At 52.7% G+C, this 21,456-nt stretch carries 22 protein-coding genes; 15 read left to right on the forward strand and 7 right to left on the reverse strand.

The genetic code is table 11. From position 1 onward, the window contains the following. Positions 1-8 precede the first annotated feature (8 nt). From AC6CHM_RS15750 to AC6CHM_RS15760, 3 genes are all read right to left on the reverse strand, one after another. Positions 9-605, reverse strand: a complete 597-nt coding sequence (locus AC6CHM_RS15750) for a general stress protein (RefSeq protein WP_115055081.1) — start codon at positions 603-605, stop codon at positions 9-11. Between the two features lie 29 nt (positions 606-634). After that, positions 635-955 carry a PepSY domain-containing protein gene (locus tag AC6CHM_RS15755; protein ID WP_498173699.1) on the reverse strand — a complete coding sequence of 107 codons (321 nt, stop codon included), beginning with the start codon at positions 953-955 and terminating at the stop codon, positions 635-637. Between the two features lie 179 nt (positions 956-1,134). Continuing rightward, positions 1,135-1,425 carry an SH3 domain-containing protein gene (locus AC6CHM_RS15760; protein ID WP_336441513.1) on the reverse strand — a complete coding sequence of 97 codons (291 nt, stop codon included), beginning with the start codon at positions 1,423-1,425 and terminating at the stop codon, positions 1,135-1,137. Here AC6CHM_RS15760 and AC6CHM_RS15765 point away from each other — a divergent pair. From AC6CHM_RS15765 to AC6CHM_RS15775, 3 genes are all read left to right on the forward strand, one after another. Further along, positions 1,424-1,870: a hypothetical protein gene (locus AC6CHM_RS15765; RefSeq protein WP_498173700.1), complete on the forward strand. Its 447-nt coding sequence runs from the start codon at positions 1,424-1,426 to the stop codon at positions 1,868-1,870. The two genes, AC6CHM_RS15760 and AC6CHM_RS15765, sit on opposite strands and share 2 nt — an antisense overlap. Positions 1,871-2,100: 230 nt before the next feature. After that, the gene (locus AC6CHM_RS15770) at positions 2,101-3,198 is read left to right on the forward strand and encodes an HPP family protein (protein WP_498173701.1); all 1,098 of its coding nucleotides are present in this window, start codon (positions 2,101-2,103) and stop codon (positions 3,196-3,198) included. 116 nt (positions 3,199-3,314) lie between these two features. Beyond that, complete coding sequence (locus AC6CHM_RS15775) at positions 3,315-3,665, forward strand: DMT family protein (protein ID WP_115055076.1); 351 nt, start codon at positions 3,315-3,317, stop codon at positions 3,663-3,665. 212 nt (positions 3,666-3,877) lie between these two features. On the opposite strand, the gene AC6CHM_RS15780 is transcribed toward AC6CHM_RS15775, so the two are convergent. After that, positions 3,878-4,048, reverse strand: a complete 171-nt coding sequence (locus AC6CHM_RS15780; protein ID WP_162802623.1) for a hypothetical protein — start codon at positions 4,046-4,048, stop codon at positions 3,878-3,880. A 248-nt stretch (positions 4,049-4,296) separates the two neighbouring features. On the opposite strand from AC6CHM_RS15780, the gene AC6CHM_RS15785 reads away from it, so the two are divergent. The 11 genes from AC6CHM_RS15785 to AC6CHM_RS15835 all read left to right on the forward strand — a co-directional run bounded on the left by AC6CHM_RS15785 (position 4,297) and on the right by AC6CHM_RS15835 (position 17,088). Beyond that, positions 4,297-4,569, forward strand: a complete 273-nt coding sequence (locus AC6CHM_RS15785; protein ID WP_115055075.1) for a hypothetical protein — start codon at positions 4,297-4,299, stop codon at positions 4,567-4,569. A gap of 465 nt (positions 4,570-5,034) precedes the next feature. Then, a complete protein-coding gene (locus AC6CHM_RS15790; RefSeq protein ID WP_115055074.1) occupies positions 5,035-6,024 on the forward strand; it encodes a helix-turn-helix domain-containing protein in 990 nt (329 codons plus the stop codon). A gap of 3 nt (positions 6,025-6,027) precedes the next feature. Next, positions 6,028-7,257, forward strand: a complete 1,230-nt coding sequence (locus AC6CHM_RS15795) for a polysaccharide biosynthesis/export family protein (RefSeq protein ID WP_498173702.1) — start codon at positions 6,028-6,030, stop codon at positions 7,255-7,257. 43 nt (positions 7,258-7,300) lie between these two features. Next, positions 7,301-8,167, forward strand: coding sequence for an FkbM family methyltransferase (locus AC6CHM_RS15800; RefSeq protein WP_498173703.1), 867 nt, complete (start codon positions 7,301-7,303; stop codon positions 8,165-8,167). A 43-nt stretch (positions 8,168-8,210) separates the two neighbouring features. Next, positions 8,211-9,533 (forward strand): glycosyltransferase family 4 protein, encoded by a 1,323-nt coding sequence (locus AC6CHM_RS15805; protein ID WP_498173894.1) that lies wholly within the window; start codon positions 8,211-8,213, stop codon positions 9,531-9,533. A 7-nt stretch (positions 9,534-9,540) separates the two neighbouring features. Further along, a complete protein-coding gene (locus tag AC6CHM_RS15810; RefSeq protein WP_498173704.1) occupies positions 9,541-10,707 on the forward strand; it encodes a hypothetical protein in 1,167 nt (388 codons plus the stop codon). 145 nt (positions 10,708-10,852) lie between these two features. Further along, the gene (locus AC6CHM_RS15815) at positions 10,853-11,554 is read left to right on the forward strand and encodes an outer membrane protein (protein ID WP_498173705.1); all 702 of its coding nucleotides are present in this window, start codon (positions 10,853-10,855) and stop codon (positions 11,552-11,554) included. A gap of 57 nt (positions 11,555-11,611) precedes the next feature. After that, positions 11,612-12,796, forward strand: coding sequence for a Hint domain-containing protein (locus tag AC6CHM_RS15820; protein WP_115055069.1), 1,185 nt, complete (start codon positions 11,612-11,614; stop codon positions 12,794-12,796). Positions 12,797-12,951: 155 nt separating this feature from the next. Further along, on the forward strand, positions 12,952-15,270 hold the full coding sequence (locus tag AC6CHM_RS15825) for a glycosyltransferase family 4 protein (protein ID WP_498173706.1): 2,319 nt from the start codon (positions 12,952-12,954) through the stop codon (positions 15,268-15,270). Continuing rightward, the gene (locus tag AC6CHM_RS15830; protein WP_115055067.1) at positions 15,248-16,246 is read left to right on the forward strand and encodes a hypothetical protein; all 999 of its coding nucleotides are present in this window, start codon (positions 15,248-15,250) and stop codon (positions 16,244-16,246) included. The genes AC6CHM_RS15825 and AC6CHM_RS15830 overlap by 23 nt, the downstream gene beginning before the upstream one ends. Beyond that, positions 16,243-17,088 carry a tetratricopeptide repeat protein gene (locus AC6CHM_RS15835; protein WP_498173707.1) on the forward strand — a complete coding sequence of 282 codons (846 nt, stop codon included), beginning with the start codon at positions 16,243-16,245 and terminating at the stop codon, positions 17,086-17,088. The genes AC6CHM_RS15830 and AC6CHM_RS15835 overlap by 4 nt, the downstream gene beginning before the upstream one ends. A gap of 16 nt (positions 17,089-17,104) precedes the next feature. Here AC6CHM_RS15835 and AC6CHM_RS15840 read toward each other — a convergent pair whose 3' ends face one another. Further along, a complete protein-coding gene (locus AC6CHM_RS15840) occupies positions 17,105-18,184 on the reverse strand; it encodes a KpsE/RkpR family capsule polysaccharide export protein (protein ID WP_307277498.1) in 1,080 nt (359 codons plus the stop codon). Positions 18,185-18,428: 244 nt separating this feature from the next. Here AC6CHM_RS15840 and AC6CHM_RS15845 point away from each other — a divergent pair, with 244 nt between their 5' ends. Beyond that, positions 18,429-19,238, forward strand: a complete 810-nt coding sequence (locus AC6CHM_RS15845; protein ID WP_115055065.1) for an ABC transporter permease — start codon at positions 18,429-18,431, stop codon at positions 19,236-19,238. A gap of 44 nt (positions 19,239-19,282) precedes the next feature. Here the strand turns inward: AC6CHM_RS15845 and AC6CHM_RS15850 are convergent, their stop codons facing one another. Next, positions 19,283-20,017, reverse strand: coding sequence for an ABC transporter ATP-binding protein (locus AC6CHM_RS15850; protein WP_498173708.1), 735 nt, complete (start codon positions 20,015-20,017; stop codon positions 19,283-19,285). Next, positions 20,014-21,213 carry a KpsE/RkpR family capsule polysaccharide export protein gene (locus AC6CHM_RS15855; RefSeq protein WP_115055063.1) on the reverse strand — a complete coding sequence of 400 codons (1,200 nt, stop codon included), beginning with the start codon at positions 21,211-21,213 and terminating at the stop codon, positions 20,014-20,016. Before AC6CHM_RS15855 ends, AC6CHM_RS15850 begins: the two co-directional genes overlap by 4 nt. Positions 21,214-21,456 lie beyond the last annotated feature (243 nt).

Raw genomic sequence — 21,456 nt, forward strand, 5'->3', positions numbered from 1 at the left:
TGCTATTATTATAGCGGATGGTAATTGCGAACCCTGTCCCGTTCCCGCGCGAGCTCTTCTTCGGTAAATGCCGGGCTTGACTCATCAAAGCGATCCCAGCCTTCTTCACGATACATGGATCGCCTCGTGTCGAGATCTACCGGCGTATTATTGTTGATGATCGAGCGGGCAATATCGGCCTGGTCATCGCTGACCCTGGCGGATACGAGCGTGCTGCCGCGGCGGACGCCCTCCGCATAGACATGCGCATCATCTTCATCAACGCCGGAACTCGTAAGCCCGCCAATCAATCCGCCAGCGGCGCCGCCAGCCACTGCACCGGCCGCCGCACCAGCAGCTGTAGCTGCGAGCCAGCCTGCTGCCACGACAGGGCCGACACCAGGAATTGCCAGCATGCCAAGACCGGCAAGCAGCCCGCCCGTACCACCGACAACAGCGCCAATACCGGCGCCGGCAGCAGCCCCCTCGCCCGCATAGGTTTCGCCGCTATCGCCATCGCGTCCCGCGATCGTGATATCGGAAGAGGAAACCCCGGCGTCTTCGAGCTGCTCGACCACCTGTCTTGCATCGCGGTGATTGTCATATAGTCCTGTTACAGTTTGCATATCTGATCTCCTTGAGCTGGTTTACGCCCTTATTTTGCGGTCTCTGTTATGTTGCCCTGATAGTCGAGCTTGACCTCGAAAGACTTGCCGTCCTTGGTGCCCGTACCCGTCCAGATGCCGTCTTCGCCTTTTACGAGGCCCGTTACGGCAGTGTAGCCTTTGGCTTCAATGCGCTCTTTGGCCTGGGCTTCTGTAAAGCTATTTTCTCCGGCGACAGGCGCAGTAGGATTGGCAGAATCCGGCGTTGTCACTGCCGGTGTTTCAGACTCTGTAGTCGGCTTAGGAGCCTCCTGTGCATAAGCCAGTGAAGCAATCGAAAGCGCGCCAAGTGCGAGTGCAATTCGTCTCATATGAACCTCCATCTTTCGCGACCATTTTGTCAGCCGCCTGAGAGACTAACCCGCATAGGCAGATGAGGTTCCTGATTTTCAGATGATGGAGAGCAGGTTTATTTTTTCGAATTGACGGAACTTCCTGGAAGGAGCGTCAATGACAAAAACCAAAAACAATCGCGAGGAACGGCGCGGGCTTATTGCGCACCCACCGGCCGCGGAGGATAGACTGCCTGAGCAGGTGCACGGTATATTGCGCCGGTTGTCATGCTTGATATGTTGGGAGCCTGCCTTCCCTTTATCAGCATGTCCTCATGCACCCAGCCAATCATGCCAGTTGTCGGCACTGCAATATGATGCCATTTGCCCGCTTTGCTGTAGGAGCGCATTTCACGCCCTTTTTCGACAGAGCCTATCGAGGCGGAAGCTTGCGATGCGCTACGCCGTAAAACCAGCCTGTCACGAGCATAGACTACCGATGGCGCCATGCCCGGCACATTGGTGCCGCGCGGTGGCTCGCCAATTGCTTTGCCAATGGGCCCCTGCGGACGCTGCAATGATGCTTGCTGCGCCGGCTTCGTTGCAGCAGGATTTTGTTGCGGCACGCCCACGGGAACGGAAGGTCGCGGCACAGGCGCTCGTGCTATCTCTGTCCGTCCGCTCTCCTCGCGAAGCGCTGTTTTTGCCGGCGACCTCACCTCTTTCTCGGGTCTGGGCACCGCAGACGGCGCTCTGGAAGCTGTAGCCACGGGGGATCTGGTATTTGTTGCAGATGGGTTTTTCGCCTGTTCCTTTGTCCAGAATGCCAACAACCCGACACCACCCAATACCGCCACTGCAAGCAGCAGCCCGATAGGAGACCAACGCTGCGACGACCGCGAGGAAGATCGCTTCGGAGAGCGCGAAGTTGAACGAGTGCGGCGCTTTTTCTGAGCCATTGAGTCCTGCCGTTTTCAGTCCATCATGGGGTGACTGGATAAAAGTCGGAAATATCGAGTCGCCATATTCCTATTTTGACAGGGCTTCCTTGGTATTTCGTTACCATGGCAAAGGGAAAAAGTTTTTACGGATAATCGCTGATTTAGAGAATTATTTCCCTTTTCATTGGCTCCCGTCCGCCGTAGATGCGGGTATTATATCGAAAGTCGCCCGGAATTTTCCAAATGCGCCAGTTTTTCTATTCAAAAGGCCCGGATGGGACGGAGCGGTTTCGTCTCTTCGTGCCGATCCTCGCCGGGGCGACATTGCGCGAGAGAATTATCGGCTGCATTGGGGCATTGATCGGCATTGGCCTGACCGGTTGGATTTGCGGCATCATGTTCGGTGCTGGCCCCGCCGTGCCGCTCATCGTCGCGCCTGTTGGCGCATCCGCGGTCCTGCTGTTTGCCGTTCCGGCCAGCCCTCTGGCTCAGCCTTGGCCAATCATCGGCGGCAATACAATTTCCGCCCTGGTCGGCGTGACAGTGGCTCATTTCGTACATCAGCCGGAACTGGCTGTTGCTCTGGCTGTTGCATGTGCAATCGCAGTGATGTCGGTGGCACGGTGTCTGCATCCGCCAGGTGGCGCTGCCGCTTTGACAGCTGTTATCGGCGGGCCAGCGGTTCTTTCGGCGGGTTTTCTCTTCCCATTCGTGCCGGTTGCGCTGAATTCCGTGCTGCTCGTTGTGCTGGGTATCCTGTTTCACAGGCTGGCTGGCAGAACCTATCCACACAAGGCAGCCGCGCCTGTTGCCAATATACATGGGACACAGGACCCGCCAGCTCCATTGCGTTCGGGCTTTCAAAGCGAAGATGTCGATAACGCGCTGGAAGCACTTGATGAGACATTCGATATTGAACGAAGCGATATCGATATTCTGCTGCGGGAAGTGCAGGTTCAGGCCGCTATACGGCGGCACCGGGCACTGCTGTGCAGCGATATCATGTCACGCGACGTGATCAAGGTTTCTGAGGATGCCAGTGCGGATACCGCGCGGACCCTGCTGCTTGAACACAATGTGCGTGCCCTGCCCGTTCTTGACATTTCAGGATGCCTGCTTGGCACGATCGGCTTGCGCGAATTGGCAAATGCCGGGGCGGCAATCAAAGGGTCAATCACCCCTGCTGTCACTGCCAAGCCTGACGACCATGCCATGAAGCTTTTGCCCATGCTGACTGACGGCAAGACCCATGCGGTGATCATCATTGACGATTCCCGCCACGTTCTCGGGCTGGTCACCCAGACCGATCTGCTCGGCGTCGCGTTCAACTCCTATCTATGATCCGTTGCCCAAAAGATGCAGTGCCGGAAAAACCGGGAGCGGGCGCTTCTCGCCCGTCGTCCGGCGACCCGTACTCTGATATCACCGTTAAATCCCGCAAACCAAAGAGACCCTCCATGCCGTCTTTCGATTATATCCGTCCTATCCTCCTGCTCCTCGGATCAAATGTATTCATGACATTCGCGTGGTACGGGCATCTCAAATTTGGCAATAAATCCTTGATGCTGGTCATTCTTGTCAGCTGGATGATCGCCTTCTTCGAATATTGCCTTGCCGTTCCGGCCAACCGCTACGGGCATGAGGTTTATTCCGCAGCCCAGCTGAAAACGATCCAGGAAGTCATCACGCTTCTGGTCTTCGCAGGCTTTTCGGTGGCTTATCTCGGCGAAAAAATCACAATCAACCACGCTGTCGGTTTTGCCATGATTTGTGGCGGCGCATTCTTCGTATTCAAAGGGCCACTATAATTGAATTTCGGAATTTGTCCTGAACTGTCGCAAATCTGCGACAGTTCATCCTTCTATTTTTCAAATCGGGGATGACAGACCGCAAAAATGCGGTCTAACTTTGTACAATTGATTTGTGCGTGAATACTTCAGAAAAGCAGATAAGAACAATAAATGGGGAGAGCGCTTTCATTGCCCAATACTGTAAAGCTTGGCGCGCCAGATTGCTGGACTCATGCCTTTTTCATGGCCGGCGTCTCGTCGGCAACCACATCGCGCCAGAAGCACATTAAGGCACCGCATTCGGAACAATGCACGGGCGCCTCGTCCTCTTCTTCAATCGGAACCGTCATATGACTGGTTTTGCACTCGTGACATATAATCTCTTGGCCGAGCTTCTGCATAATTGCACTCCACAAGGAGTAAGCTTTAAATGAATAAAGAATGCAGGCATCGCTCGTGGAAGAACGTCTTGAAGCGACACCCTCTAAACCAGTCAACAATAACCATATTATGCGTTAATTGGCAAAGACAAGCTTGCCTATATTGAAAATGGATAAACGATTCCCACTATAATTAATCGATTGCGGACTAAATTAATCTGGAGTGACCATTTCGGTGGTGGGGTATGGTCGAAAATGAGAATTGAACCATGACGGGACACGAAAAACTTATTGAAGCAGTAGCTCAGGCTATTCATGCTTACCGCAGCACTGGTAGCCAGGAGTGGGACAAAATCCCCGACTTCATCCGTCAAACCTATCGTGATTATGCCAATGTTGCGCTCCCCATCGTCTATGATGTCCTTCGTAACCCGACGAATGAAATGATCGATGCGGCTAACCGTGCGCGCCCCTCTGTGACCTCGCGAACGATACAGGCGGCGATAGAGGCCTCCCCTCTCAATCCTGAGAATCAGGCGTGAAGGCGTAAAACCGTTTTTCTGACGAGACATCCCACTCAGGACAGATTGCGTCGGACGTAAAGCGCCGAAGCAATATAGGCTGCGATTCTTTTGGCCAATATCCGCCCGAAGTTTCAAACTTGAATATTACATTCTTATATCCACGCGGTTTTTGACCGGATCACAAACATACATTTTGCGACAATAAAGTATTATAAGCGCCAAAAAGTAATGTCTCGTCAAACATCTTGGATTAAAATCACTTTGTCTGCGTATTATTCAAAAAAAAATATTGCCATATGTAAGGCGATGAAGCAGTGTCTAAGGGAGAAAGGTGTAAATCGGATTGTTTACGAGTTTTGAATACAGCTATTCTTATATAGCTTTATAATATTGTTAAAATTGCAAATAAATCCTTTTAATTCGATAACTGAACATTGGTTTCATACGAAACTGGTTAACACGGTTTAGGTAATTGGGGGACTCATGTACGACAATTCTCTAGGTAAATCTGATTACAGGTCTTTGACCGTAGCAGATGATACTGATCGGGATGCAGAGGCCCCGGATGAGAAGTGGCGTTGGTCTTCTTATAGCGATGATAAGGGCAATATTGGCTACAGTCGCAACCTTTATAAACTGCAACAAACCACGATTATGTACGGCGATACCCATGGCCGACTAGAAATGATCTCCAAAGGAGCTTCATCCACTCTCAGTTTTCTCTTTGTCATCAAGGGAACTATTGACCTGGTCGACATGAAAAAGAGAAAAATACAGACATTGGTAGCCGGCAATGCAACCAGCATCATCGATCGGGCAGATGTGAAAGCCAAAATCCACCCCGGGAGCTCTTGGGTGGCCTATCGGGTGCCGGTCACCACGCTGCGGGAATATTTCGAACGCCTGATGCACCGGCCCTATTTTCAGGAGCAAGCTTTCGCGCCTCTCCATGATTTTCGCTCCGGTAGTGCGGCAGCTCTGTATCAAACGCTGTGTTACGTCAGTGAAGATCTCGCCAATGCGACCAATTCGACACGAGACGTTCTGACCAACGTCTATGAACGCTTACTGCTGGCGAAACTGTTCATGACAAAACCTGACAATGTAAACACGCTCAACAATTTGGCAGGTCGCCGGATATCGCCGCGCTATCTGCAGCGCGCCGAGGCATTCATGCGCGAAAATATCCATAATGCTGTGACACTCGATAACATAGCAGATGCAGCAGGGTGCAGTGCGCGGGCGCTGCAGAGAATGTTCAAGGAATATCGGGATACAAGCCCGATGCATGTTTTGTGCGAGTACAGATTATCTGCGGCACATGAGGCTATCCTGAGTGGCAGTGCTCGCAATGTCACGGATCTTGCCATCCACCTGCAATTTTCCAATCCCGGACGCTTCTCGTCACTGTACCGCAATGCCTATGGAATGAGCCCGTCGGCAATGATGCGCTTTCATGAAAAGAATACCTGACACATGTTGCGAATGCCAGTTTGTACCTTGCGTAGCCTGCCTTCCTCAAAACCACTCACCCTGGCCAGGATAAGCGTTTTACCACTTATGCTGGCAATAGCGGTTTCGGTTTCCGGTTGCCTTCCCCGCTCGGGGCCAACAACGGGTGACGTTCTCAATCAGCGGAAGACGTCAACCAACCTGAATTACGCGCTCGTCGACATAGGCAAGGATATATTGACCTATGCCGGGACCCGTCCGCGGGCAAGCCTTGCCGCCAAATTTGGCGCCGGGCCGCGTTCCAGTGATCTGCGCATCGCTGTGGGTGATGTTGTGGCCGTCAACATTTGGGAAGCGCCTCCCGGCAGTCTCTTTGGCGGAAACATCACCATGGCCGGGTTTCAGCAGCCAACAGGAAGCTCAGCCACCATTCCGCCCCAGACGGTTTCCGGCAATGGAACGATCGCCGTACCCTATGCGGGCCGCATAAAGGTCATTGGTAATACGCCGACACAGGTCGAACAACAGATAACCAAGGCGCTTGAAGGCAAGGCAGTCCAGCCGCAGGCGCTGGTTACCATCCAGCGCAGCACGGCCAATGCAGTGACCGTAACCGGCGAAGTGGCTGCAGGCGCCAGGATATCGCTGACAGGTGCCGGCGAACGGGTTCTTGATGCCATCGCAAGTGCTGGCGGCCTTCGTGCGACAGCAAGCGACAGCATAGTTGGGCTAACGCGCAACGGCGTCGTCGCACGCGTACCCTTCGACGTCATGCTGGAAAACCCAGAAGAAAATATCCGTTTGCGCTCCGGTGATCTGATAACAGTGGTGCGCGAACCACGTACATTTCTGGTATTCGGCGCCACTGGCCGCAATGCAGAAGTTCCATTCGACGCGTCCCGCATAACAATGGCTGATGCCTTGGCAAAATCCGCAGGTCTGAATGACCAGCGGGCGGATGCGAGCGGCGTATTCGTTTTGCGATACGAACTGGCGTCTGTCGCGCGACACTTCATTCCGGCAGGCAGTCCGCTCCTCAGCAGGGGCGAATACATTCCCGTGGTTTATCGCTTCAATATGCGTGACACGAATGTGATGCTTTCCATGCAGCGTTTCGAAATCCAACCGCGCGACGTGATTTATGTTGCCAATGCGGCGGGTGCAGATCTGCAGAAAGTCATGGCCATTTTCCAAGGTGTAAGTTCCCCTGCAATGAGTGCAACCTCGCTTGGTCTTAGTGCCAGCCGTCTATGAAAACTGTTTTTGTCTACTACCGAGTACTGGAATGAGATAGCGCATGCCATCATTGCTTCACTTGCACGAGATAGCGAAATTGAAGCGGCTTGATCTTGAGGCTGCGATATTGGCACTCGCAAACAGTGCCTATTTGGGAGATCATACTGCGATTGCCCGCGTGCTTGGCCGATACAAGCTCTATATCGACACACGCGATCGCGGCTTCGGCTCGCATATTCTGCTCGATGGTTTTTGGGAGATTTGGCTGACACAGTTTTGCGCCCGAAATGTCCGGGCCGGCATGACAACCATCGATGTCGGTGCCAATTTCGGCTATTATTCAGTGCTACTTGCCGAACTCGTTGGGGAGAAAGGAAAGCTGATCGCTGTCGAGCCCAATCCGCACGCGGCAGACTTCCTCAAAAGAAGCCTCGATCTGAACGGGTTTACTCCGCGCAGCCAGGTTATAGAAAAGGTGCTTGGCGGCACAGGATCCAGTAGCGCGAAGCTGTTCGTCCGCGATCACGAACCGAAAAATGCGACTGTTGTGCCTGCCGCTTTCGATGCCGAAAATGCCCGGCAACATGGCGGTTACCTTATCGAAATTTCGGTCGCTACCATGGATGCATTATGCATGCCGCTTGAACGCGTGGATTTCATCAAGATCGATGCAGAAGGAGCAGAAGAGGATATTTTTTCTGCCATGGGCGAGACGATAGAACGTCACCGGCCAATGATCGTTGTCGAGTTCAACGCTGCCCGTTCGGAGAACAGCGCTCAGTTCGTCGAAAAGCTCACGAAAATTTACGGAAAGATACGGCGTCTTGATTTTGAAGGCTTTGCCCGGCCCGTTACGGCCAGTGATTTGATGACGCAGAATTATGGCCAGGACTGGCTGCTTGTGCTTTCGGATAACGAACCTGCATGAGGTCATAGGGCCTTGAAATATCGCTTGAAAGGATGCCGCCTTGGTGAAAACCATCCTCTACGATGGACTTAATCTATCCCTGCAAAAGGGGACCGGCGTTGCCACTTATACACGTGGTTTGATTCAGACCGTGCGGAGCCTTGGTTATCAGACAGGAATTGTACACAGTGTCCAAAGCAAATTGCCCCGCAATCCGGCTTTGCGCGAAGTGGTGCTCTTTGACGATAATTCGAACAGGAAGCTGGGGCCCTTAGCTCTGGGTAAACGCTGGGCGCGGCGGCGCGTTGGGGCACCATTCGGCCTAACACCAACCCATGTTGAACTGACCGGGACAGTTATCCTGAAATCACTGCAGGGCAACGTTTTGGACTCGGATTATCTTTACGCAAACAACGATCTGTTTGCCACGGCACGGCATCACTTCAAGAATTTCGGCAAGAGCCTGCCGCTTTCATTTGCGCACAAGCCCGATCTTCTCCATTGCACCTATCCAATACCGATGCGAGCCAGAAAAGCACTGAATGTATGCACCATTCACGATCTGGTGCCGCTACGCCTGCCCTACCTTACCGAGGACAACAAACGCTACCACTACAAGATGCTAAAGCATCTGGTTAAATCCGTTGACCATATAGTCACGGTGTCCGAAACATCGCGGCAGGACATTATCCAGTTTCTCGGCGTCGAAGAAAGCCGGGTAACCAATACCTATCAGGCTGTTCACGTGCCGCTGGAGCTGCGCGAAAAAACGCAAGATGTTGCCTCCGACGAAATTGCCGGAATATTCAATCTGGACTGGAAAAAATACTTTCTCTTTTTCGGCGCATTTGAACCCAAAAAGAACCTCTCCCGTCTGGTTGAAGCCTACCTTTCGGCCAAGGTCGATTACCCATTGATCATCGTTGGCGCGCCGGGGTGGAAGGGCGATCAGACGCAGCTTTTGATTGAAGACGACCGCTTTCGCTTCTTCCTTCAGCAGGATAATCGCATCACCCCCGGCAGGCGTATCCACCGGTTCGATTTCGTCTCTTATAATCTGCTTGTCAGTCTGATCCGCGGAGCTCGCTCTGTCCTGTTTCCCTCGCTTTACGAAGGATTCGGCCTGCCTGTTCTGGAATCGTTGCAACTCGGTACGCCGGTGCTGACTTCCACGGAAGGCTCCGTTCCGGAAATTGCGGGCGACGCTGCCCTCTTGATTGATCCTTACAACACTGAATCCCTGCGTAATGCGGTGCGTGCACTTGCCAATGATCAAGACCTTTGCGACCATCTTGCGGAACTTGGCCCGGCTCAGGCCGCTAAATTCTCGCCTGAGCGCTATCAGCAAAAGATCGCCACACTGTATGACGATCTGTTGGGGAGCTAAGAGGTAGATGACACTCTTCGTCGCCTTTGGATTGCCCGGCACGATGTTTTCTTGGGGCATTGCTGCGCTCAAGGCCATTGCCAGTGAAGTCTATGGCGATTGCAATACTGTGAAAGTAGAGACCCTGCCGCAATTGCAGGACGCCTGGCGAAACCGCACCAGCGAAGCAATGATTATTACCTCCCATTATCCGGATCAGGAGCTCTGCGCTTTCCTTATGCGGTCAAAAGCGCCCTATCTCGTATTCACCGAAAACGTGATGGACGCTTTAAACTGGTTGGCCAAAACGACGGGTACAACTGATATCCCGCTGGTACGGGCCATGTCGGCAAGTCTTGCCTGCATATCTCAAATACGCACGCATCCATCGATCCTTGCCGTGCAGCGGCAGAAAATGGGCCCGGTGCAAATACATAGAATACTTGGCCATTTTTGCCGGACACTTGGAATTAATCTCTCCAAGGAAGGGATTATCCGTTGTCTTGAAAAACTTGGCACCGACTTTTCAGGACCAGCGCCGGACCTTTCGCGTATTCCCACATTCGAAGCATCCGCCAAAAAGCTTGACCCTCATTATTTGACGCCCGGCACCGAGCTCAAAGCTATTTCGCCTGAGATACGCGCCATCGCACTTGATGTACTCAAACCGCTGGACGGTTCGATCATGCGAACCCCCATTACCAACGTGACCTGGCCATTGCAGACCTTTTTGCTCGCCGATAAGGCAGGGGCCAATATTATCAGCGAAATTGAGTTGGTGGGGCGGGCACGCTGTGTCGTTTATGGTCCCTATTTTCACCTGCCTCCGGGGGAATGGACTGCTCGTTTTTCCATGCGCATCGACAATGAAATCTACGGCCAGATATTCACCATCGAAATTCACAATTCAGAGCTGCTGAGCAAAATCAGAATCCGCCCCTCGCAAACCGGATCATTTGTTGCTCAAGCTCAGTTTCAGATCGAACGTGCCAAGGAACCGATAGAGGTGCGCCTGTTTACAGAAAGCGGCGCCATAGAAGGTTCAATCGCCCACTGGTCGGTTGAATTGATTCCAGAAGAATCTCTCCCGGCGCAACGCTTTGGCGATACGGGAAATTACTCTGAAAACGAGCGAGCATTGCCGCCATCAGAACGTTCCAAATCGAAAGAAAATCAGCCCGCGAACGCTCAATAGCCCAACGCAATTCTGTTCAATACAAATTACGTCAATTAAGCACATTTAACGAATATCTTTAGCATTACCGGCCTAACTATATTGTATTCCCACGGTTTATTCTGTGCAAGTATAAGTTGAAGTTGCACATTCAAAGGTGAATCTCATGCGGAAATCCAACGTTATCGGTCTATTCTTGTCGGCATTGGTTGTTTCGGGGGGCGCGCATGCCGCCGATGCTGTCATTGAAGCTGCTCCCGAAGCTGTGATGGCTGATCCGGGCTTTGTCTGGACAGGTTTTTATGCGGGTGTGAATGCCGGTTACGGCTTTGGTGGCGATGACCGCGTTGGCGTCCGGGTCGGCGATACTTTTCTTGGAAATATCGGTAAGATCGAGCAGAATGGTTTCATTGGCGGTGCCCAGATCGGCTATAACTACCAGATGAACAATTTTGTTCTCGGTATTGAAGCTGACTTCCAGGGGGCTGGTCTTGATGACTCTACATCAGGAACACTATCTGGCGTTGATCTCCATGCCAAATCCAGCATCGACTGGTACGGTACATTGCGTCCCCGTCTCGGCTATGCCTGGGATCGCACGATGATCTATGGTACGGGCGGTTTGGCCTATGGCCGCGTCAACTACAAGATGTCGGCAGATGGCGTGCAGTTCATGGACGAAAACAAAACCCGTGCTGGCTGGGTTGCCGGTGCAGGTGTTGAACATGCGTTCACCGACCATGTGACCGCCAAGCTTGAATATCAATATGTCAGCTTTGGCGATTATACTGTCGAAAGCCAAGGTGTCTCGACACGGGCTTCACCAGACTTTCATAGCATTCGTGTGGGTCTGAACTACAAGTTCTGATCCCAATTAAACAGCATCACTATGATAAATTAACTCTTAACAGGAGCGGGGAAGGCTATGGCTTTAATTAACCTCAATCTGATCAGTAATTCGACGCAGACCATTGATGCCGGTAGCGGTGCCCAGAACGGCGATACCCTCGAATTGGGCCTGGTCTCCAATGGTACGCTGATCATCGATGGCGTCGATCTTACACTGACGAACCTCATCGGTGGGGGTGTCCTGACAAGCACCACCATCATCTTGCAAAACGGCGCTGATCTCGTCGTCGATACGGCTTTGGCCGGTGTGACGGCGGGCTCAACATTCCATTATATGATTGGTGACGGCACAAGTCTGGAAATTCAGGCAGCAGCCATCAGTGCTTCTCTTCTCGATGGCACGACCGTCGACTTCCTGAATGCCAATGGCAATGGCCACTTCATTTATGACTCCGGTCTGCTAAATATTGCTCTCAGCAGTCCGCCGGACATTGTGAACGTGGACAATGGCGATCGCGTAACTGTGATCGGGTCGGCCAGTGTTCAGCAATCGGGCAATACGGTAACGTTCTACGGACCTTTGGGCATTCTGCAACCCATCGCTTCCTATGACATTCCTGCTGGCGCTACTTACACTTATAGCAACGCCACAGATACACTGACCTTCCTGACTCCTTGCTTCGTTCGCGGCACACTTATCGCAACTCCGGACGGAGAGATCGCAGTTGAACGTCTGAAGGCAGGCACGGTCATCTCCAGCCTGAACAATGGCGCGGTTGCCGTGAAATGGGTTGGCAATCGATCCATTGATCCAAAGACACTGGACAAGCCACGCAATGATCTGCCAATCCGCATCCTTGCCGGTGCGATTGCGGAAGACATGCCCTCGCGCGACCTCTACGTCTCGCCGGACCATTGCATGTTCGTCAATGGATCTCTTGTGCCGGCAAAACTATTGATCAACGGGACAACCGTCAGCCAGCCGATCACACTCAATCCAGTCGATTACTATCATATCGAACTTGAGCAGCATGACGTGATCTGGGCAAACGGTGCCATGGCTGAGACCTATCTTGATCTCGGCAACCGTCATGTATTCCTCGAGCCAGGTGTACTGCAATTCACCTCGCCCAAGGCATACGACGCGAAGGCATGCTACCCGCTTGCCTATTCGGGTCCGGCTGTGGATGCAGCGCGCGCAATTATCACCGAGCGCGAAGTAGAGCTTGGCTACGAAACCGAAGAAGCCAAGGTTTCCTGATAATTGTGGGGCGCGTTTACTCCAGTCAACGCGCCTCACATACTTCTTTAATCTAGAATCGACCTTTACTGTGCAAGGTAGAGGTCGATTTACGCATTAGAAGTTTTTCACATTCAGTATGACATCTGGCCGGCAGATGTTCTGGAGAAAAGTGTATGCGCAGTGCGCCAATCGTGTCGCCTTATACTATTGATCTTGATGATAAAAATTTGAAGTTCGCACGTGAGGCATTTGCCGCTAAGCGTGTTTTCTTCGACGGTGTGTTCAAAGGCGATTACAGCCTTGCCATCGTTAATCGCCTTCTGGCAAAAGCGCTTGTTGAGGCCGGTGTCGATCTTCACTGTTATACGCCCGAATCTGATTGGCAGAGCGATGCAAGGCTCAACGCCGCTCCCGAGGTGAAACGCCTGCTGCTGCCCGGCTATCCGACCGAGAAATACGACATCCATTTGCGTAACACATGGCCGCCAGCCACGCATGACATGATTGGGCGCTTCAACGCCTATGTGAACTTCGCCTGGGAAGAACTGGAAGTTCCCCAATATATGATCGAGCGTTTTAACCGCGACCTTGATCTGGTCATGGTAACGGCCAATTTTGTGAAACAGGCTTTCGTGCAATCCGGCCTGACGGTCCCTGTTGAAGTTGTCGGCAATGGCACGGACCATGTTGCGCTTGATGCGGGCCTGAACACGCCCTCGCCCCTGCCCGCCACCGGCAAGAAACGCATTCTGCATGTCTCATCCTGTTTTCCGCGCAAGGGAATTGATGTGCTTGTGGATGCCTTTACACAGACATTCAAGCAAAACGAACAGGTTGAACTTGTCATCAAGACCTTTCCAAACCCGGACAATATTCTGTCGTCGATCATGGAAAAGTTCAGTGATCGGCTCGCCACTGCTGCACCGATAACAATCATCAATGATCTTTACACTTCCGAGCAGCTGCTGGCGCTTTATCGCACAGCCTCGCTTGTTGCCGCGCCAAGCAGAGGCGAAGGTTTTGGCCTGCCTCTGGCTGAGGCGATGCGCCTTGATATACCGGTTGTCACCACGGCCTATAGCGGGCAGGTGGACTTTTGTACGCCCGAGACCGCATGGATGGTGGACTATCAAATGGCCCCCTCACAAACCCATGTTTCCGGGCCTTTGAGCATTTGGGCTGATCCTTCTGTTGAACATCTTGGCGCGCAGATGCGGGCGGCCCTGACGAACCACGAAGACGCTCGCTTGCGAAGTAAAAACGCCCAAAGACTTCTGGCCGATCACCTGAGCTGGGGTGCTGTAGCAGGGCGCGTGCTTGCATCAATCGCCAAGGTCAAGAAAAGCGCAGCCACAGCGCGCAAACCCTGGAGCCTGGACCTGGTTTCGTCCTGGCATCAGCAATGCGGCATCGCTACCTATTCGGAACATCTCTATTCCACCCCGGCATTTGCCGACAGATTTTCGCACATCTATGCAAGACGCCTGCTCAATGATGAGTTGCCGCCTTCCGCACAGGCAAAACATGCTCCCGCGCAGGATCTCGTTTCCCGCTCCTGGGGATATGATCTGACATCACTGACAAGATTCATTTCGGAAATCGAAAATGCCCGGGGAGACGTGCTGTGGATACAGCATCATCCGGGACATTTCTCGACACCCGATATGGAACTTGTCAACAATACGCTGGCAAATACCCGGCATAAATTGCGCGCTATCACGATGCACAGTGTGAAGGAAGTTCTTCGTCACGGTCATCTCGAATGGACGAAGTTGTTCGACATTGTGTTCGTGCATTCTGCCGAAGATGCGGGCCTTTTGGCAAAGGCCGGGCATCCCAATCCCGTTGTCATGCCTCATGGCGTCATTCCGATACCGGAAGACGATATCCGCCCCGATCCATCGGTTTTCACCATAGGATCATTCGGATTTCTGACGCGGCACAAGAATATCGACCTTCTGGTGCAGGCGTTTGCACGGGCGCGGGTCTTTGAACCACGTTTGCGCTTGAAGCTTCTCAATTGCATGCTTCCCAATGATGAATCGCGGGAAGCCCGGGTTGTCATTGAAAACCTGTTCTCCCATTTCAATCTGCACGATGTAGCCTCTGCACGATTTGACTTCGTGGAACAGGACGAACTTGCCCGCGAACTGGCACAGTCCGATCTTCTGGCCTTTCTCTATGGTCCCTCGAACGAAACGGCGACGGGAGCGGCTCGCATCGCAATGAGTGCCGACCGACCGCTTCTGTGCTCACGCTCGACCGTCCTGCGCGACATGTGGCCGATCAGCCATGTGGTTCGTTCCGTGGATATAGATTGCGTTGCCGAAGCCATAATCAGTCTTGCACAAAATCCTGTCCTGCTTGGGCTGCGAGATCCCGACCGGCGTCAGGCGGTGCAATGGAATTCCTATCCGCGCGTCGCTGCAAGACATGCCGCCCTTATCGAACAGATGCTGGATCAAAAACATGACAATCGCCGAGCTGCATAAAATCCCGCTTCAAGCTGTGCCCAAGGATGTTTTTTCCCTGTCCGGTGAAGCCTTTGTGGATGCCTGGGCCACTGCTTTCAACTTGTCTGCTGATGAGCTCAACGATGAAGAAAGGCAAAATCTCGTGAAAGCCATCCGCAACGGTACGAACCGCCTCAAGATCATTGACGCCTTGCGCGCCATATCGTCCGACGGCGGCGAGAAACCAGTCGACTATGAGGCACAGGTGTTGCGGCGTACTCCGGATCAATATGCCATTATCGAGAGTTTCACACGTTTTGCACCAGATAATAATGTCGCCTTTCTTCGTTATACATTTGACAAGATTTGTGGCCGCGACCCCACTGAAAAAGAACGCCTCACCATGGAGTTCGATCTGCGGCGGAATGTGACCACGCGCGAAGATATCGTCAAACGCGTCGTCTCTATCGCACGCCGCGACGGTCAAATTTCGCTCTGGGATACGTTGGAACAACCGGTGACCCAGCACTCGGGTAACAAGCCGGTTGATCCCAGTTCCGCCCGCACCCTGCCGGCAGGCCTTTCCTATGATATTGATGGCAACCAGACACTGATTTTTGTTCGCGAAGTGCCAGGCGAAGGCTGGATGATCGGCCCGGACCTGCTGCACCAGCCGGTCAATGTTGTCGATGGCGGATGGAGTGTTTCGCCTGGCTGGTTGATTACCGGACCAAAACGCAGTCTGGAAGCCGGCACGTGGATGGTCCGGCTGGATCTCGTGCAGGATCCGGCAGCCAGAATTGCCGTACAGGTCAGCGCCAATTCCGGACTCGACACCTTGCAGGAGTTGATCATTGCCGGTTCGTTCGTCGGAAGCCTGTGCGTGAATATCCGCAATGAGCATAGATTTGTGGAACTCCGGCTTAAAATACTCGAAACGCCTGACACAACGCCCTGGATCAAACTGCGCGATGTCTCCATGATCCGGAGCAAGCAGGGGCTGGAAAACTCATGATCAAACTGCCTTTCTCGGACCGGACGCGGCGTATTGCAGTGCAGCTTGCTGCGGTGGCCGACAGCTCGGCCAGCCCCAGAAACCTTTCCCAGCAGGCCGATGCCGCTCGCGACAAAGGCAACTGGGCTGAGGCCGCGGCACTCTACACCAAGGCTATTGCCGCCGATCCCGCACGCACGGGTTTGCTTGTGCAGCTGGGTCACGCCGAAAAGGAACTCGGCAATTATGATCGGGCCGAAACGGCATATCGGAAGTTTGTCGGTATGAACCCTGAGAATGCGGATGTGTATCTACAGCTGGGACACCTCTTCAGCCGGGCGGGTGAGTCACAAAAAGCCCTTGAATGGTACGAGAAGGGTTTAAAACTGGCGCCTGCGGACGAGGAATTGATCCGCCACACAAATATCGCACGCAGCCGGTCCGGCAAACCCGGTGTTCAGCTCAAGCGCCTCGAAGCAATGAAATATGTCGAGGAGCAGGACTGGTCTCGCGCACGCCAACTGCTGCGCGAACTTGTTACTGAGGATAATGAGCGGGACATGATTGCCGTCTACGCCAATATAACCAAAGAAGACGGGGATTTTGACGAAGCGAAGAAGCTTTATGGCGAGTACCGCGCCTATGCGGAAGCTTTTGACCAAAACAGTCTGGAAGACGTAGAGGTCCAGCTTGGGCATTTACACAAATTGACCGGCGACTATAAAACAGCACTGTCGCACTATATTCTGGCGCGCAATGTGAGAGCGCAACGATCCGGATATATCGACCAGACAGGTTCTATAGAGAACGAAATTCAAGCGTGCATCAGCGAGATATACACCTGCTTTGCACCACCCGCCTGAGCGCTCCTGTCTAAACTCAACTGTCGTGATCGCGGATCGCGGTAAGCAGTAGCCAGCCAAGCAGATATCCGATCGATGTGACCAGAAATACGATCGCAATATTCTTCAAGGCCAGAGGAAGCTCGGCCTGGTCTGGCAAATTGGGCGAGACGACCACTTCCAGATAAAGCTGCTGCCGGCGTGCATCGGCACGCGCCGTTTTCAGCGAATCCAATGCCGACAGGAGCGCCTTGTTGGAAAATTCCCTTTGCAGCATCAAGGCTTCATAATCTGCTATTCGCGGCGCAATCGAACCGTCCTCTCCCGCCACTTTGCTCCGCTCCATGACCAACTGCTTTTCGAGTGCATCAATGCGGCTCGTCATAAAGGGGATCGAGCTTGAATCGGGAGCCGTGGATCTGGTTTCTGCAAGATTGGCGCGGGAAACAGCCAGCTCCGAACTGATCCGGCTCATGAGTTCGACCATGGACACGGAGTTGAGCTTGGGATCGATCATAAGCTCCTTGTTGCGAAAGAGCGTTATGTTCTTCTGCGCTTCGATCATCCGTTGCTCCGCACTTTCAACTTCCGCAGTAGCAAAACGTACCGCATCCCCCCTCGCCCGTTCATTCATCTTGATCAGACGCGCATTGCCGATATCCAGAAGTGTCTTGTTCAGGGCCAGAGCGTCCTGCGGCAGGAATGCCGAGGTCCGCAGAAGGGTTATACCTGTCGTGTCATTATGCACAATCTGGACACGCTTGCCGTAATAGCGGAACAACTCCTCGAAAAGCCCGCTTTCCCACGGAGCTGGAAACCGTGCCAGCACATCTCCATGGCTGCTATCAAAATAGGTTCGCAGGGGCAGAGTATCCTGCACAACAGTCAGAGCATCCCGGGAACGTATATATTCCTGAACGGAAAAAGTATCGTCCTGCGATCGCGTGATGCCGCTGTTCTGCAACATGGAGCCAAGGTTTGATGAGGATGGCGGCGTGGCCATTCGCACGACAAAGGCCGACTCCGACACAAACATGGGTGATGCAATGAAAATATAATAGAGGCTCACCAGCAAAGTCGGCAGGCCAATGAACAGGATAGCGAGCAGGCGCGGCACAAATTTTGCGCGTGCATATATGGGCCGAGGCGCGGGTGCCGGTGTAAACAGACCTGGAGCAAGACTATTAATGGCGATTCCCCTTTATGCACATGCAGAAGCGCAGTAAATATACTGAGCATCATTACCTATTTAAACTTTATCTATTTAACATAGGCAAAGTTTATTCTTATTTCTATTGCAGAATACTACTGTATGTATATATTCGTCAATGAACTCCTCTTGTTAATACCAAGGCGATAGAATGGAAGCTGCTCCGGCAAAACCCACATTGAAAACGACGATGCTTACGGGCATACGTACCCAGCTGCGCGTCCTTGGTGCGCTTGTCATGCGTGAGATGATCACACGCTATGGTCGCGAGAATGTCGGGTTTCTGTGGCTCATTCTTGAACCCATGATCCTGACGCTTGGCGTCATGGCTATGTGGACTTTGTTGAAACACGAGTCGCATGGCCTTGGCATTATTGCGTTTGTGTTGAGCGGGTATATGCCACTGACCCTTTGGCGCCACGTCTCGTCCCAGCTGGTTTCCTGCCTGAAGCACAATCTGCCTCTGATGTATCATCGCCAAATCCGTATGGCGGATACGCTGATGGCACGTGCCTTGCTGGAGGTTGGCGGCACCACACTTGCTTTGATTATTGTTTACACCGGGACACGCCTGGCTGGTCTCATGGAGCCCTATCACGATCTCGGACTGGTGATGGCGGGCTGGTTCTTCATGGCCTGGTTTGCCTTCGGGGTCGGCATGATATTGGCGGCTCTGGCGGAGTTCTTCGAATTTGTCGAGAAACTCATTGCGCCATTGCAATATCTGACCTTGCCCATCTCGGGCATGTTCTTCATGGTTTCGTGGCTGCCTTCCGACATTCAGAAACTGGCGCTTTATGTGCCGCTCGTACACTGCTTCGAAATGTTTAGGTCCGGAACATTCGGCGATACAATCGTCGCCCATTACGACATCTCGTATATTTTCTCCTGCTGCCTGATCACCACCGCCATAGGCTTTTTCCTGATCGAACGGGTGCGCGATCACATCAAGTTCGAGTAGTGGTGGCTGATGAGGCTTTGGGGCTTTGCTTTGCATGGCCCCTCCTACAGCGACGCGTAGATGTCGAAGGCAAATTTTACATCATTGAACACCTTGCCCCGCCCATTCTTGAGCACAAGCGCTGATGAACAATGTTCGGCGATGACATCCAGGCTGTGACCGACAATGATCATTGCCCGATCGCGTCGCTTCACAAACAGTTCTTCAAAAGATTTACGCTGGAACCGTTGATCGCCAACCGCAACGACCTCATCGATCAGATAGCAATCGAAATCAATCGCAAGGGAAAGTCCGAACGCCAGTCGCGCACGCATGCCCGAGGAATAGGTTTTGATCGGCATGCGCAGATATTTGCCAAGGTCACTGAATGTCTCCACACAATCGCGGATTTCGTCGACAGGTCTGTTATAAACGCGCGACAGAAACCGCATGCAGTCTATGCCGGTCATCGACCCGCCAAACCCGCCGCTCAATGCAATGGGCCAGGATAGCGACATGGTTCTGGTAATCTCACCCGAGGTCGGCGGCTCCATCCCCGCAATAAGCCTGACAAGCGTTGATTTACCCGCACCATTGTGACCAAGAACAGCAATTTTCTCGCCGGCCTTCACCTCAAAACTTATGTCATCAAGCACACGGCGTGTGCCCCCATTCATGGGATATTCCTTGATGATATTGCGAACAGAAACAGCACCGGTCTTGGCGGGTCGGCTAGCGACCAATGAGGGCGGGAGACCGTCCTTGCCACCATGGAACGTGATTGTGCCTTCTGTGCTCATGTCTCTGAATGATCGTAAATCTGGTTGCGGAAAAAGCGAACAATCCAGAACGCGGCAAAGCACAGGGCCAATACCATGAGAATGGATTTTATACGCTTTGGGTACATGGCGTAATCGGGGCGATTGGGACTAACGATGCGCTCGAGATAAAGCTGCTGCCTCTGCGCCTCCAGTTTGGCATTCTCAAGCGATGTCGCCGACGATTCCAGCATCCGCATGCCAAGCTCGCGCTGAAGCAGCAATTGCTCGTACTCGGCGATCAGCGGCGCCATGGAAGCGTCATCGCCAACAATCCTGGCACGCTCTTCGATAATCTGTTGTTCCTTGGCATCAATGGAGCTGCGCATCGCCTGTATCTGAGGGCTTTGCGGTGTCTGCTGCATCAGGGAAGCGAGCTGTGCCTTGCTTTGCGCAACGTCATCCGACAATTTTGCAATCATCTCAAACATGGCGGTGGATTGCTTGCTCGGATCAATCATCGCAACCTTGTTGCGGAAATCCGTCAGGGATTTCTGCAGATCACCGAGCCGTTTTTCGCTGTCTGTAACCTCAATACGCGCAAAGCGAACCGCATCCTGACGCGCGCGATCATTAAGCCGGTTAATAAGCATTTCAGCGCGATCCAACAGTGCTTGCGCCAGCATTTGCGCATCTTCCGGACGGAACGCACGCACCCGCAATGTTGTAACCCCGCCACCGGAATCGGTCTCGATTGTCACAAAATCAAGATAGTGCTCAAACAGCGCCTCTTCGGTGGGCTTGCTCCAGAGTGAGGGGAAGCGGGCAAGAAAGTCTGCCTCCGGACGGGACAGTACTTCGCGCAAATTGCTGTGTTCCGCCAGATCGCCTGAGGCTGCGCGCGATTCGATAAATTCCATGACGACATAGCTGTCGTCCTGAGCCCGGACAAAGCCTGTGCTTTGAAGGAAACCGCTGAGCAGCCCGGCGGCGTTTCTATTGGGACTGCGCACGACGAACCGCGTTTCGGAAACATACTGGTCCGATGCGATTGCAATATAATAAATGGTGGCCAGGCTGGTCGGCAATGCAACCATGATCAAGACGAGAATGTGATTTCGAATCCAGGAAAGCGCCCGATCAGTGACAGATTTCGTTTCGGGAGGAACATCTCCGGCATGAATATCCACCAACGTCAGATAGTCGGTAAACTCATCATTTGTACTAACGCGCGTCATGCTGCGTAGAACCGGTGTCTAGAGGATATCCAAGCCAAATTACGCTCCAATATGTGCACTAAAAACGTGCGTTATCGGCACTAATTAAAGTGAAGCATATAATGAAAAAACATTAGTCGCAATTATAAACCACTGTAAACATTTATATAAACGCAACTAAGTAAATAGATTTTAGAATAGAAACCATAATAGATAATTTTAATGGGTAATTGGCGTTTTTTTACTTGTTCTGGCGTAATTAGT

It is taken from the genome of Phyllobacterium sp. GQ127 (genome assembly GCF_059758635.1).